Below are 13,839 nucleotides of genomic sequence, written 5' to 3'. Positions count from 1 at the left end.
GCCACAGCAAGTCGGATTACCCTCCGCAACCTGAGTTCTGACACCCTTCGCCCCAGGCAGGCGCAAGTCTGTATCTGCCGGAGTCTCTAAACGATGAAGTTTCGCACGCGCGCCATCCATGTGGGCAATGAACGAGATCCGGAAACGGGTGCGGTGGTGCCCCCCATTCACGTCGCATCGACCTACGTACAACCGGGTGCGGGCGAATGGGGCAAGTTCGACTACGGCCGGAGCGGCAACCCGACTCGAAATCGGGCTGAGCAAACTCTCGCATCACTGGAATCTGGCGAACACGCATTGCTGTTTGCCTCCGGGATGGCTGCCATCCACGCCGCCACGATCCTCCTCAAACCTGGCGATCACATTGTGGCCGGTACCGACATTTACGGTGGAACCTATCGGCTGCTGCATAAAATCGCTAACCGTTCTGGGATCACCGTCAGCTTGGCAAACTCACAAGACCCTCAAAGCCTGGCGAAGGCATTCACCGATCAAACTCGCCTGTTATGGCTCGAATCTCCGGGAAATCCGTTGATGTCCATCACCGACCTCGAAAGCTGTTGCCAGCTCGCCCACCAACGAGATGCGATGGTGGCGGTCGACAACACTTTCGCCACGCCGGTACTCACACGCCCCCTGGAATTAGGCGTTGACATCGTAATGCACTCCGCCACTAAGTATCTTGGCGGCCATAGCGATCTAATCGGAGGCGCGTTGGTCGTCCGTGAGCAAAAGCTTTTCGATGACCTGTATTACATTCAAAATGCGACCGGCGCCGTCTTGTCACCTTTTGAATCCTTTCTATTGGCCCGCGGCATGAAAACCCTCGCACTTCGAGTCAAAGCACACTGCGAGAGCGCGGCAACCCTCGCCGAATTCCTCCAGGCGGATTCACGAGTAACGCGAGTTCTCTATCCCGGGCTCGAACATCACCCCGGACACCAGATCGCAAAACGCCAAATGCAGGGCGGTTTTGGAGGCATGCTAAGCTTTGAAATCAACGGTGACTTCGCTGCAACCAAATCCTTTGTCGAATCCACACAACTCTTTCAACTCGCCGTTAGTCTCGGCGCAGTGGAATCGCTAATTGAACAACCCGCTTCGATGTCCCACGCGAGTTACGATCCGGCCGATCGCGCCGCCAATGGAATTGTCGACAGCCTAGTTCGGCTCTCAGTGGGCCTGGAAGACGTGGATGACTTGCAGGAAGATATCTGCCAAGCCTTGTCGGCCTGCAGCTGACCGATTAGCGGTGAATTGCACGGTGAGAAACAAAAAAAAACGCCCGAACAAAATAAGTTGCTCAGGCGCTCCAGAGAATGAGTTTCTTGCTACGCGGTTAAATCAATCACTCGCCGCGAAAACGTAAGGCAGGATCGCTGTTGGTTTGCTGGTAACCAACTTGTCGCAACTGAGGTCGCGTCGTTCTCTTGGATGGGGCAGGGCGAACCGTGCGTCTCGAAGCTGCTGAACGCCCCCGTGTACGAGACTTTCCGCTGGCGGTCGGCTGCCGATAGCTGGTTTTCCCCCGTACACGCGGGGGTGACGATTGCTCGTTGGAAACCGGACGCACGGCTCGACGCTTCGTTGCTGGCCCTAACGCTCTGGCAGACGGCATGATTGAACGCATGCTGGAGCGGGCTTTCGCTGCACCCTGAGGCTGGGGATCGTCACCAAAGGGATCGCCTTTCTCGCTATTCATCTCGGCCGGGACCGGTTGCATTTCGCTTTCGACAACCACGCCATCTTCGTAGTGCTCTACGTAACCCTCATCACATTGACAATTGTCGGACCCGCACGTACTACAATGCCCACAGTGAAAAACGCAATGAAACGCGTTGTTCAAACCCGTGTCAACAGCGTGCTTAACACCCAGTACCACTTCGCCCAACAAGGTCGTGCGACAAGAATTCGGGCAGGGCGGAAACAGCTTGTGACGAGGATTGCAATCAAAGCACTGATTCCCCCAAACAAGACCTCCATGACTTCCACGGTGCCCACCGTAATGCGCCCCATAGGAGCGTCCTCCATGGCCACCTGAACATTCATTGCACTCACCGCAACCGTGGCACGCAGGCTCAACGGCCGAGGCATTCAATGACACTCTGCCCAATTTCCTGACTTGAGCATCAGCATCCGTACAAAATCCAAATGCCAACATCAACATCATCGTGACTGATCGACGAGAGATCATTCCTATCGTCTCCTCTTCCCTGAGTAACTACTTGGGTCATTCTCACTGACGTCGCCCATCCGCTCCCCGTTCAGACGACATCGGCGTTAGCGTTTGCCTTCGCTACACCTCATCGAACCGTCGACACTGTTACGAACAGAACTTCCGTTTCGAGTCATACAACCCCATTAACCGGCAGGCTTCCAGCAATCGACAAGCTGATTCCAAACCTCCCATCCTCCCACCATTTCGCGTTCTCCCGCCTCGATCAGCCGCTCCACCTGTAAATCCAGGATATTTGGAAGTTTTGGAGCAATCCAAGCGACTTTTCGGATTATGTCAGGTTTAACGAAAGTTGTGACTTTACGGCTGCCGATATGAATGCTGAGTCACAGACCAATCCAGGAAACACCCCGGCTACGGAATGGAACAAATGTTGTCAGCACATCCGGTTGAACGACTACTGCTAAGCTTCCTCATTTCGCTAGCGTTCAGCATCTCGCCAGCAGCTGCCCAACAGTCAATTGGGACGTCGAAAGAGAGAGGCTACGTTCAGCACAGCTTTGCACCTCGACACGTCAAGATTGCGGCCGAAGCTCGTCGTGTTCACACCCAACGAGCGAAACCCGTTTCCCTGCAAAGCTCGCAGCGTACTCGCGCTGGATTCGTGCGTCCCGCTTCGGGGAGCGTGATTTCAACTCACGAAGAGATGCCATACGCAGACGATGAACTGACCGAATATTCCGACGGCGAAATCGTTGATCTGGGTGAGATGGTCGACGATGGAGGTCCGTCCTGTGAACAATGCCTCAATTCGAGCGGCTGGGGCCCGGAAATTTTGCCCGGGTTATGGGTCGATCATCTGTCCGTCTTTGGTGGGGTCCACGCCGCCAAGAATGAAGGTAACCTCGGTCGTGATGCCAGTTTTGGCTTTCACTACGGCTTGAACTTTGGAACCGCCGCCAAGAACATTATTCTCCCACCATCCGTTGGCTGGCAGATCGGCTTCCAAGGTGCGAATAGCAACTTGAACGGCTCATCCTTTTCGACAGACGAGCGAAGCCAAGCGTTTGTCACCTTCGGACTCTTTCGTCGCGGTGACTACGGACTGCAGGGCGGAATTGTGATGGATTACATGCGAGACGAATGGTACTACGATGCCAGTCTGGCCCAAGCCAGAGGCGAATTGAGCATGGCAATCACCCCGGCCAAAAGTCTTGGCTTCCGCTTTGCCACGTCCGTCACCCAAGACACGGTCCTCGCGGAAACTTTCGGAGGGAGTGAACTGATTACCTGGGGCACAAAAGACCAATACAAATTTTTCTATCGCACCAGACTCATGGCCGGCGGTCGCGGTGAAGCCCAGGTGTTTGCTGGCTTCACGGGTGATTCGGAAGGCCTTATCGGCGGCATCTCGCGTCTGCCACTCCACAACGGATGGGCACTCGAAACGGACTATACCTATGTGATACCGTCAGAATCAAAGCAACACGGGGCAAATGAACACGAAGCCTGGAACGTCCAAATCAATCTGGTTTGGTACCCCGGCTCGCTCGCTTGCGGCAGTTGCTTCCGATACCATCGTCCGATGTTCGATGTGGCCAACAACGGATCGATGATTGTTCGGCGTGAGACAAACTAACGGCAAAAGCTTGCCATGCGAGCCGATTCGCCTCAAATCGCCCCTTCATCCAAGGTTCAGTCCGGGATGACGAGGCGTTTTTGATTGCGCCCGCCTCCCTGTTGCGAAGCCTGATTTCCCAGCTGTTGCCGAAGTGTTCAACTCTCTAAACATTTCCGCACACACAGCCAGCGACTGAATTCCCCCCTGATTCACCAATCAGACTATTTCTATTTATTCCACCAGTTTTACCTTGCCCCCCGAGGCCCTCCTGATAGACTCAGGCGCTGAGTCCGGCTTCGGCAACAGCTGGATCGACGCCTTCAAAATCGACGCTGAGAAACGCTAACGCAATTACCTCTCAAAAACGATGATGCCCGCTTCGGAAAATGAATCTGGAGCGGACACCATCGTTTTTTTTATGGGTTTTCAACTTTTCCTTCAGCAAATGTATTCGAGGGCGACACCCAATGAAGACTTTTCTTTCAGCAGTGCTTGTGGCAACTTTGGCTTGCCTTTCAAGTCCTGCTACCAGTTTCGGTGAGACAATCGCCGATTCGGTAGCCGACTGGTCAACGAGCGGAGCTCAAGGCGAAAACAACTGGACGTACGGACTGTACGACCAAGCAACCGATGACAATGGCGTCTACGACGGCACCGATTTTCAAGCATTTGCTGAGCCGACCTGGGTCTGGAACGGCAGTGCGTGGGATGAGGCGAATTTAGACGGAGACAACGTTCCGTGGACCGTCGTCAACCAGAACGGTGGACATCCGAACGGCGACAACAACGGTGGAGTGCAGTATGCAATTCGTCGATGGGAATCAACAGCCAGCGGTCCGGCGACCATCAATTACAGCATTGCCAAACAGAACGTCAACTGCGGCAATGGTACGACCGCCATCGTCTTCCAGAATGGAGTCGAAATTGGCTCCCAAACCATCGCCGGTGGCGATGGCACGGGCGTCAGTAATTCGATCTCGGCCAACCTTACAGCCGGTGACTACATCGACCTTGCCCTCTCGCCACTCGGCGACGATGCCACTTTCGCGGATGGTTGCGACGGTTCCCTCTTCTCCATGAACGTCAACGTTGCTACTCCCAAGACGATTTCGATCAACTTTGGTGCGAATGAGCCCAATGCAGATGGTTCGGCTGTTACCGGCGCTGCAGGCGTTTTGGGTACCAGTAATTGGAATAATGTTGAGGGTCAAAACGGATCCGCTTCCGACCTAATTGATTCGAACGGCGCCGCCACATCAGCCAGTGTTGAATGGACATCCAACAACACCTGGGCGAGCCAGGGCAAAGGCGAGGATAACAATACTGCCCCCGCAGGTAACGATCGAAACCTCATGACAGGTTACCTGGACACTAATGAGTCCGTTCCGAATTCGGTAACGGTCAACGGTATCGGCATTGAGGGCGAGTATAACGTCTATGTCTACACCAAAGGTGGTGTAATCGGACGTGGTGGTGACTACTCCATCGGAGACCAAGTTCAGTCTCACCTGGATGTGGGCCCCTTCGACGGAGATTACACGTTCGGTTGGGAAGGCGATGTGCTGGTATTTAGCGGCGTTTCGGGTGACAGCTTTACCCTGAATGGCACGCCGGTCGTCGGCAGCCCTCCTCGAGCTCCAATCAATGGAATCGAAATCTCGACAAGTCTCGTTCCTGAGCCTTCGAGTGGCCTCCTGTTGTTGGCAGGTCTCTTGGGCTTGTTGGCCCAAGCTCGACGTCGCAGCTAAACGACTTCCATCATCAACATGCAAAACGGAAGTGCCAATCGGGCGCTTCCGTTTTTTTTTGCAAGCTTGACGCCAAGTGTCGGGAATTATCCCAGGCACCCCAAAAGAAAGTAGCGGAGGGACGCTCGGCACAAATGGCATGCGTCTTGCCGATCCGATAGGCCTGACAAGCGTTCGCTTCCGACAACTGGTGCGCCGAGACCTCAAACGCCAGCTCGCCTCTCGAAACGGCGAACCGGCCGTGACCCCAGTCTTCACCCTTGATCTTCGCTAAACAACCGACTATCTTCACTGCAATCGACATCGTGTCTCAATAAAATTGCGGTTCAATAATGGCTGGGCCACAAAAGGCGTTGGAAAACACCATCAGTGAAAAGGAGTGCCCCGTCGGGGTACGACTGCAGGGCGGAACCGCAGGGCAACCCGCGCCCAGGGTTAGATCCGCACACCTCAATCTCGAGTGGCCCTAAGCTGAGACGGATACGGTTTTCACGATGGACAAGTGTGCACGCCTTGAAGAATCACGCCTTTCGTTAGTGACTCGCTCTGCCACCAACGATGAATGGACTCCTTGGAACGAGACGCCTCGCTCCTGAAATTTGAAGTTACAACCAGAATCAACAATCGAGTTATGGAAATGGCGACCAACGTAATTCCTCCTACGGATGCCGCACCATTGATTGATCAATTTGCAAACAATGAATGCAAAGTTTTCCAGATCAATACAAACGAAGAGGACGCCGTCAGACTGAAGCGAATGGGAATTTGCGTTGGCCGCAGAGTTCGCTTGATTCAAGCCGGAGATCCATTGATCGTCCGCGTTGTAGGCTGCCGTGTAGGCATTTCACGACGACTCGCCGCGAGCATTCTCGTAACACCAGAAGAACGGTGTTGATCGATGAATTCAAGCTCCGCATCGGTTCACCGGCAGGACACCATTTCGAAGCAAACAAAACGAATTGCGTTGGTGGGAAATCCCAATGCGGGCAAAACAACGTTGTTTAACGCTCTCACGGGACTCCGAGCCAAAACGGCCAACTACCCGGGCATCACCGTCGATGTCCGCAGAGGCACGATCAAGATCGGGCAGACCCGAGTGGAATTGATTGACCTTCCTGGCCTTTACAGCTTGGACTCTTTAACCCCGGAAGAAGAAGTGGCCTCTGCCGTTCTATCGGGAACTGCGAGCAACGAACCCCAACCAGACGCGATCCTGCTGGTCGTCGACTCGACAAACATCGAACGCAATCTGTTTCTGGCGAGCGAAGTCCTAGAATTGGCTCATCCAACGGTCGTCGCGCTGAGCCTGCATGACGCGGCAACTTCCGCAGGAATTTCGATCGACATAGACTCTCTTGCTGAGCGTCTGAATTGCCCGGTTGTCCCCGTCAGCTCCCGAACCGGCGAAGGCTTGGACCAGCTTCGGATGCTACTCACTTCTTTGGTTGGCGATCTCAACGATTTAACCATCCAAGATCAAACTTCGTGCACCGAAGGCTGTTCGGGCTGTACCTTTGCTGCCCGCTACGACTGGGCGGAAACAATCGCCACCCAGACGGTTCAGACGCCCGAAACGCACGGACAACTTACCGAGAGAATTGATCGTTGGCTGACACGACCGATCGTGGGCGTCTGCGCTTTTCTGGCAGTAATGCTCAGTGTCTTCTATCTCATTTTTTCTTTGGCCGATGTTCCCATGACATTGATCGAAGAAGGCTTCGGGCAAATCGCCCAACTGATCGACCGAATTCTCCCCACCACGCCGAACGTTAGCCTGCAGAGAAAAGCGATCATCTTTTCCATTGCGGCCGCCATCTTGGGGCTTGCCTTGCGATTATCGCGACGTCGACTGAATTGGCTGACTGGCGGCAGTATCGCCATTGGAGCCGGGCTGGTCTCCTTGCTGTCAACCGAAGATTTCCGCAGTCTGATCATTGACGGGATCGTCGGAGGCGTTGGCGGTGTCTTGGTATTTCTACCGCAGATTTGCATCCTATTTTTCTTCATCGCGTTGCTGGAAGACAGTGGCTACATGGCCCGGGCAGCATTTGTGATGGAGCGAATCATGCGATTCGCTGGATTACCCGGCAAAGCTTTTGTGCCGATGCTTTCAGCCCATGCTTGTGCCATTCCGGGCATAATGGCGGCTCGTGTGATCGACAACTGGCGAGACCGATTAGTTACGATACTCGTCTTGCCATTGCTTACCTGCTCCGCCCGCTTACCGGTTTACGGGATGGTCGCATCGTTACTATTTGCGGAATCAACGGCGAAGGCGGCGGCTGTTTTTCTAGGTGCCTACTTATTAGGTCTCGCGGCCGCCCTTTTGACCGCCTTCTGCTTGAAACAAACAATCCTACGGGGCGAGACCGCACCGCTGGTCTTGGAATTACCTCCCTACCGCCGACCGAGCTTTCGCAACGCTTTAACAACCGTGCTTGATCGATCAATGATTTTTATTCGGCGAGCCGGCACCATCATCCTGCTCATTTCGGTCATTCTTTGGGTCCTAGTGACCTACCCAAAATTACCGACAGCGGTTCCGGCATCGAGTTCAGAAATCAATGAACCGGGGCAGGGGATGACGCGATTTGCCAATCTTTCTTCAGAAGAATCGGAGCAACAGTTAGCTCAACAACAACTGGCATATTCCTGGGCAGGTCGAATCGGACAGGGCGTCGAACCCATTTTCCGACCTCTGGGCTTCGACTGGAAAATCAATGTGGGAGTGGTTAGTTCCTTTGCCGCCCGTGAAGTGATTGTTTCAACGCTGGCGATCATCTACGGCATCGGTGAAGATAACGCCGAAGACGAAGATCGCTTAACGGAAACGCTTCGCGAGCAGAAACATTCAGATGGCACACCCGTTTATTCTCAAGCAACCTGCCTCAGTTTACTGGTCTTTTACGTTTTGGCCATGCAGTGCCTACCCACTCAAGTTGTCACTCGACGCGAAACGGGTTCCTGGTCTTGGGCACTATTTCAGTTCGGCTACATGACGACGCTCGCCTATGTGGCAGCCTTGGCAACCTATCAGATCGCGATTCGCTGTTGAGCAAGAGGCTCGTTCCGTGCTTTATTCCCACGTCGCCGCCTCCTCTCCATCGAGTCGCAAGGTCAGACACTTCGCGCTACCACCAGCTTTGACAAACTCGCTGAGCGGTGTATCGACTGGCGAAAAACCCGTCTGTTTCAGCGAAAGGTGCAAACTGGGGCAGCCAACATTCGTCACGACGGTGTTGCCCACCACCACGGCATTTGCCGCAAAATGGCGCGCTTCCTGCTCCTCAATTTCGATCAAATGATCAATAGACTGACGCAGCACGCGTCGGCCGTAGTCATCGAAGGCAGCCGGGTAGTACATGGCCGTGTCCGGCGAGAGCGGACAAAAGCAGGTATCCAAGTGATAGTAATAAGGGTCAACGAGCTCAAGCGGAATCACTTGCACACCCAACGCTTTTCCGATCGCTTGTTGGGCCAACGCGTCGCTCCGCATGCGGTAACCGGCCCAAAGAGTATCTCCGCAGAACAGCGCATCGCCGGCTCCTTCGAAACAGAACGGTTCGACCATCTCCTGGACTTCGAAACCATTCGTCGCGAACCAACTGGCATCATGAAGTTGCTCCGGCTGCCGCTCAATGGGACGAAACCTAGAAATGAGAGCCATTTTATGGAAGATCAAGGCCGCGTTTGCAGTGAAAACCAAATCCGGTAGTCCGGCAACTGGAGTCATCTCCTGAATCGTAGCCCCGGCCGCCACCAACGTACATTTCAGCTGCTCCCATTGTGAAACGGCCAGATCACGATCGGCACTCCGATCGCAATCCATCCAAGGATTGATTTCGTACTCGATCCCGAAATAGTCCGGTGGACACATGAGAATCTCAGCCATGAATGTCACCTTTCATTCGATTCCAACTGCTTTAGCTCATCAATCAACTGTCGCATGAAGGGAGCAACATCGGTGACCAACCCGATCGTCTGAAAAGAGCCACGATCTTTCAGTTTGATCACGGTGGAGGGGTTAATATCGACACACACGACCGGCACTTCAGCCGCCAACAAATTACCCACCGCAATCGAATGCAAGGTGGTCGCAACCATCAGACAAAAATCCACATCGGTGACCCGCCGACGCATTTCATCCTGTGCAAACACCATGTCCGTCATCACATCCGGCAGTGGCCCATCGTCCCGAATGCTTCCCGCCAGCAAAAAATCCACCCCATGCTTCACGCAGTCGTGCATGATGCCCTGGTTCAGCACTCCCTGTTCAACGGCAGGAACAATGCCTCCGGCAATCCGAATACGATTAATCGCTCGCAGATGATGTTCGTGACCTGCCTCAACAATCGCTCCATCGTTTAATTGAACGCCAAGACTCGTGCCAAACATTGCTTGTTCGATGTCATGAGTCGCCAAAGCATTGCCTGCGAATAGCTTGTTAACATATCCATCGCAGACCAATTGACAGAGAGAGTCACTGCTGCCTGTGTGCACGATCGCCGGCCCGCCAACAAACAGAGACTTGCCACCTCGCCGTCGAACATCGAACAACTGCCGTGCGATTTTCCGAATCGCAACCCCTTTTGGCTTTTCCGTCGAGACTTCGCTATTCATGAATTCAAAGCCGGCCGACTCTGCCGCTCGAATCACCGGAAAAACACGGACGCCCGCATGACCAACGACGATCGAATCCCCGCGACACACCTTCACCATCGGAACACATCTTGCCATCCCCTTTTCACGATCAACCACCAACCCACAATCCATCTCCGGATATTGCACGGCAAACCATTCACCACCAACCCGCACCTCTGTCCGTTGATTCGTGGTGCAATAGAAGCCCTCTGGAAAAGCACCATCGACCTCGGCCATCACCTGCCGACAGTCCGATAAGGATGTTCGCACCGCACCATGATCGGAAATCGTGTCGAGCACTCGTTCTAATGCGTGCTGTGTATCGGCCTGCACTTCGATCAGGGCCTGGCTGGCGTCCTTGCGACGCTGGCCAACGTTCATTTCACGAATCCGAAATTGAGCTCCCGATGCGGTGATCAAGTCGAGAATCTTGGGCAAAATCAGACTATCGATGATGTGACCTTCGACAGCGACATCTTCGACAAAATCACAGGAAGAAATCATGTCAACCTTACTCCTCTACCAAATGGCCGTCGCGAACCGTCGCCGCAAAACAGGGCCGGAAACGGTCAGCGGGGATGCAGTGGATCCACTCAAATGAATCGGTCGCCGCTCGTTCGGCAAGAATACCTAGAACTCGCCAAAATACCGAAGGGCCGTGAGCCGCCGTCGCCCGACCCACCATCGGTGACAAAATCGGCCCAGCAGTCCTGAGAAATCTTACGCAGGAGCCGAAAAGGGGGGAAATCACACGTTCTGACTGAGATTGGCAGTGATTCTTCGTAAATCACTGGCTCCGTTCGACTTCACGCGATGCTATCGGATCAGTATACTGTTGCAAATTGATCCTGGACTTCGATCCGCCATTGGTGTCCTCTTCTTCCACCTCGCGAGGGAGTGACCCGGCGACAGACTCATTCGTCATCGATCACAGCATGGAAACCGTAAGAAAACATGAGCGAATCTGAAAAAGGCAGCCATTGGCAGTTTCTTGCAAATCTCTTGGGCGCCAAGCCAACCGAGAATCAAAGCAAGCCGAAGGAGGAAAGCCCTGCCGAAGCGGTTGAATCGCCCGCTGAACCCGCTTCCCCCGTCGTCGAGCAATCGCCGGCCGCCGAAACCAAGGAAAAAACGAGCGCCAAACCGCCCGCCAAACCCCAGGAATCCGAACCCAGCGGTTCTGAGCAGCAACACTGGGGCAGCGTCGCCGAATCGCTCGGCCTCAGTGCACCGCCGATCGAAGAGTCAGCCACCGAAACTGCGAATGACCGTTCGGAGACCCCAGCTCCCAAAAGCTCGCCCGCTCCCGTGGCCAAGAAAAGGGAGGAGCCGAAAGAGGGTGGGAACGACATTTTGGCCGAAATCCAGCAGACGATCCAAAGTTGGTCAACCAAGACCAAAGCTGAACCACCGACCGAAGACACGGCAACAGAGAGCGAAGCCGAAGCACAAAAACCAGAAAAAACTCGGGAACGAGGACGACGTCGAGAACGTTCTCGACGCCGCGATTCCTCCACAGCGCGAGAGCCTCAAGCGGACACCGCTGAGCAGAGTTCGTCAGCCCGCTCAACGGAAACCAAGTCGGAGCCATCAAAGGATTCTGGCTCAGAAGGTGGTCGCTCAGAAGGTGGTCGCTCAGAACGCTCACGAGGCGGTCGTTCCGAACGCTCCAGGGGAAATCGGTCGGAACGTTCTCAGGGCAACCGCTCCGAACCCTCCCGTGGTGACCGTTCTGGCGAGTCGGACGAAGTCCGGTCGGAAAATGCCGAGGAACGGTCACAATCCGACAGCGAGAACTCAGGCGAATCAGAACAGCCCGCTTCTGGCAGAGGACGAGGCCGCTCTCGTGGCTCCCGAAGAGATCGCTCTCGGACCGAACGCCAGCCGGTCGAGGACGCCCAAACCGAATCCGTCGCACCCGCTGAGGAGCCATCCACCCAATCGGAGGATTCCGAGCGAGAAGGTGGCCGAAGACGAAGGCGTGGCCGGCGTCGAAGACGAGGGAGTTCCGATGAGCCGCGGTCATCCGAGGCAGCAGCCGAATCGGTAGAGTCACCTGAAACGGCGCCAGAAACCGAATCAGAATCAGACGTTGACTTTGGCGATTCAGAAGCAGATACGTCTCAAGAAAAAACCGAATCCTCCCGATCGCGTGGATCTCGCCGACGACCACGCAGACGAGGCGGTCGCGATCGAAATTCCGAACAAAACACCGATCGTGACGAAAAACAGCAACGCGAACCCCGTGGTCGAAGACGTGGCCCTGAACCTCGGGATACAGCTCCGGTAGATAATGATGACGATCTGGATGACGAAGTCGACGAAGTCGACGAAGTCGAAGACGTTGATAACCACGACGATGGCTCGGATACCGATCAACACGGACGTAAAACGCGCCGAAATATTCCGTCGTGGAACGAAGCCATCGAAGACATTATCGCGAAGAATACGGCAAGTCGACAAAAGAGTCGGCGTCCCCGCTCCCGAGGACGACGATCGGGTAGCCGGAACGATCGTTGACGACCGCTTTCTCCGATTTCATTTGACCCTCCACCGACGATTGAATCGTCGGCTGGAGCCGGTTGAATTGCCGAATCAAATCATGCCAAAAATCTTTCTCCCGCAGTTGGAGTCGCTCTACCCGATCTCCTAGCAAGAGCCGTTTCATCTGATTCCGCAGGCTGTGAACCGGCCCGACAAACCGATTGCTGATCCGAATCATGTCAACAATCGCAATCGGCAGTACGATCAACGACCCACCGATGCCCACCAGCGTACTAACGGGCATCCCCAAGATCGTCGTATGAGCGGCTGCCGGCTGCCATACGGCCCAAGAACTGGCAAATAACAGCGTGAAACACATACTCAGCGCCCAGTAAACCGCGACGCGCGCCGTCAGTGCCCCTTGAACGGATTGATCGATCATAATTTGGCGACGGGAGTGACGCTTCATATGGCAGTCTTCTGGTGAAAAGGAGGAAACGGACCAGAAAACAGTACCATGTGGTGAACGTTAATGGCGCCAGATTCCAAATCGCTGCGGGTCTTGTCAACTGTACCGATCATCCGACACGCGGCCCATTCGTATACTTTCAAGCGGTTGTCAGATATCCTGTGCATTGCGCGATACGCTTGTTTTACAACCAAGCAATCCTGTAACCCCTTCTATCGTACCGACCACATTCGGCAACACCTTTTTGAGCGGAACCAATACGTGGCTAGATTACATCAGCAGATTCTCCGTTTGTTCTTGTTACTTTTGATCTTTGGACCAATCACCTTCGGATGCGGCAAAGGAGACTATGAGGCACGTCTTCGACAACGAGCCGCAGAATTGAAGTCTCAGCCGGCCGCAAAAAGCGACGACGAAGATGGCGAAAACGAGGATGCCGACGACAGGCGAAACGAGGACGATGAATACGAGGACGATGAATACGAGGACGATGAATACGAGGACGATGAATACGAGGACGATGAATCCGAGGACGATGAATCCGAGGACGATGAATCGGAGGACGACAATCCTTTCGAAGGAGAAGACGAAAAGTAGCCGCGTTGGCTACTCTAAAAGCTTCGAATGCACCTTTTCCAGCGTATTCACTGGAGCTGCAACGGTCATCACAAGGCTTGGTGAAACACCGCCCCAAGTTTCC

Annotated in this window: 11 protein-coding genes; 7 read left to right on the top strand and 4 right to left on the bottom strand. The window is 54.4% G+C overall.

Features of this window, described 5'->3' with window-relative positions:
* The first annotated feature begins 93 nt into the window (after nt 1-93).
* Complete coding sequence (locus P8N76_18265; GenBank protein ID MDG2383623.1) at nt 94-1,242, top strand: PLP-dependent aspartate aminotransferase family protein; 1,149 nt, start codon at nt 94-96, stop codon at nt 1,240-1,242.
* A 106-nt stretch (nt 1,243-1,348) separates the two neighbouring features.
* On the opposite strand, the gene P8N76_18260 is transcribed toward P8N76_18265, so the two are convergent.
* Nucleotides 1,349-2,194, bottom strand: coding sequence for a hypothetical protein (locus tag P8N76_18260; GenBank protein ID MDG2383622.1), 846 nt, complete (start codon nt 2,192-2,194; stop codon nt 1,349-1,351).
* A gap of 412 nt (nt 2,195-2,606) precedes the next feature.
* On the opposite strand from P8N76_18260, the gene P8N76_18255 reads away from it, so the two are divergent.
* From P8N76_18255 to P8N76_18240, 4 genes are all read left to right on the top strand, one after another.
* Nucleotides 2,607-3,815, top strand: a complete 1,209-nt coding sequence (locus P8N76_18255) for a hypothetical protein (GenBank protein MDG2383621.1) — start codon at nt 2,607-2,609, stop codon at nt 3,813-3,815.
* A 449-nt stretch (nt 3,816-4,264) separates the two neighbouring features.
* Complete coding sequence (locus P8N76_18250) at nt 4,265-5,545, top strand: PEP-CTERM sorting domain-containing protein (GenBank protein ID MDG2383620.1); 1,281 nt, start codon at nt 4,265-4,267, stop codon at nt 5,543-5,545.
* A 637-nt stretch (nt 5,546-6,182) separates the two neighbouring features.
* Nucleotides 6,183-6,440, top strand: coding sequence for a FeoA family protein (locus P8N76_18245; GenBank protein MDG2383619.1), 258 nt, complete (start codon nt 6,183-6,185; stop codon nt 6,438-6,440).
* A 3-nt stretch (nt 6,441-6,443) separates the two neighbouring features.
* Nucleotides 6,444-8,600, top strand: a complete 2,157-nt coding sequence (locus P8N76_18240) for a ferrous iron transporter B (GenBank protein MDG2383618.1) — start codon at nt 6,444-6,446, stop codon at nt 8,598-8,600.
* A 21-nt stretch (nt 8,601-8,621) separates the two neighbouring features.
* On the opposite strand, the gene P8N76_18235 is transcribed toward P8N76_18240, so the two are convergent.
* Both P8N76_18235 and P8N76_18230 read right to left on the bottom strand, forming a co-directional pair.
* Nucleotides 8,622-9,437 (bottom strand): arginine deiminase-related protein, encoded by an 816-nt coding sequence (locus P8N76_18235; protein MDG2383617.1) that lies wholly within the window; start codon nt 9,435-9,437, stop codon nt 8,622-8,624.
* 5 nt (nt 9,438-9,442) lie between these two features.
* Nucleotides 9,443-10,690, bottom strand: a complete 1,248-nt coding sequence (locus tag P8N76_18230) for a TIGR00300 family protein (GenBank protein ID MDG2383616.1) — start codon at nt 10,688-10,690, stop codon at nt 9,443-9,445.
* Nucleotides 10,691-11,140: 450 nt separating this feature from the next.
* Here P8N76_18230 and P8N76_18225 point away from each other — a divergent pair, with 450 nt between their 5' ends.
* Nucleotides 11,141-12,706 (top strand): hypothetical protein, encoded by a 1,566-nt coding sequence (locus P8N76_18225; protein MDG2383615.1) that lies wholly within the window; start codon nt 11,141-11,143, stop codon nt 12,704-12,706.
* Here the strand turns inward: P8N76_18225 and P8N76_18220 are convergent.
* A complete protein-coding gene (locus tag P8N76_18220; GenBank protein ID MDG2383614.1) occupies nt 12,621-13,139 on the bottom strand; it encodes a hypothetical protein in 519 nt (172 codons plus the stop codon). The two genes, P8N76_18225 and P8N76_18220, sit on opposite strands and share 86 nt — an antisense overlap.
* A 261-nt stretch (nt 13,140-13,400) precedes the next feature.
* Here P8N76_18220 and P8N76_18215 point away from each other — a divergent pair, with 261 nt between their 5' ends.
* Complete coding sequence (locus P8N76_18215) at nt 13,401-13,736, top strand: hypothetical protein (GenBank protein ID MDG2383613.1); 336 nt, start codon at nt 13,401-13,403, stop codon at nt 13,734-13,736.
* Nucleotides 13,737-13,839 lie beyond the last annotated feature (103 nt).

Source organism: Pirellulaceae bacterium, from assembly GCA_029243025.1.
In the GTDB taxonomy this organism is placed as follows: Bacteria; Planctomycetota; Planctomycetia; order Pirellulales; family Pirellulaceae.
The sequence above is the reverse complement of the archived record's forward strand: the minus strand, read 5'-3'. Positions and strand labels throughout refer to the sequence as shown.

Excerpts from the sequence above, each read along its gene's own strand:
- P8N76_18265 (MDG2383623.1), top strand. The coding sequence starts at position 94 with ATGAAGTTTCGCACGCGCGCCATCCATGTGGGCAATGAACGAGATCCG.
- P8N76_18260 (MDG2383622.1), bottom strand. The coding sequence starts at position 2,194 with ATGATCTCTCGTCGATCAGTCACGATGATGTTGATGTTGGCATTTGGA.
- P8N76_18255 (MDG2383621.1), top strand. The coding sequence starts at position 2,607 with ATGTTGTCAGCACATCCGGTTGAACGACTACTGCTAAGCTTCCTCATT.
- P8N76_18250 (MDG2383620.1), top strand. The coding sequence starts at position 4,265 with ATGAAGACTTTTCTTTCAGCAGTGCTTGTGGCAACTTTGGCTTGCCTT.
- P8N76_18245 (MDG2383619.1), top strand. The coding sequence starts at position 6,183 with ATGGCGACCAACGTAATTCCTCCTACGGATGCCGCACCATTGATTGAT.
- P8N76_18240 (MDG2383618.1), top strand. The coding sequence starts at position 6,444 with ATGAATTCAAGCTCCGCATCGGTTCACCGGCAGGACACCATTTCGAAG.
- P8N76_18235 (MDG2383617.1), bottom strand. The coding sequence starts at position 9,437 with ATGGCTGAGATTCTCATGTGTCCACCGGACTATTTCGGGATCGAGTAC.
- P8N76_18230 (MDG2383616.1), bottom strand. The coding sequence starts at position 10,690 with ATGATTTCTTCCTGTGATTTTGTCGAAGATGTCGCTGTCGAAGGTCAC.
- P8N76_18225 (MDG2383615.1), top strand. The coding sequence starts at position 11,141 with ATGAGCGAATCTGAAAAAGGCAGCCATTGGCAGTTTCTTGCAAATCTC.
- P8N76_18220 (MDG2383614.1), bottom strand. The coding sequence starts at position 13,139 with ATGAAGCGTCACTCCCGTCGCCAAATTATGATCGATCAATCCGTTCAA.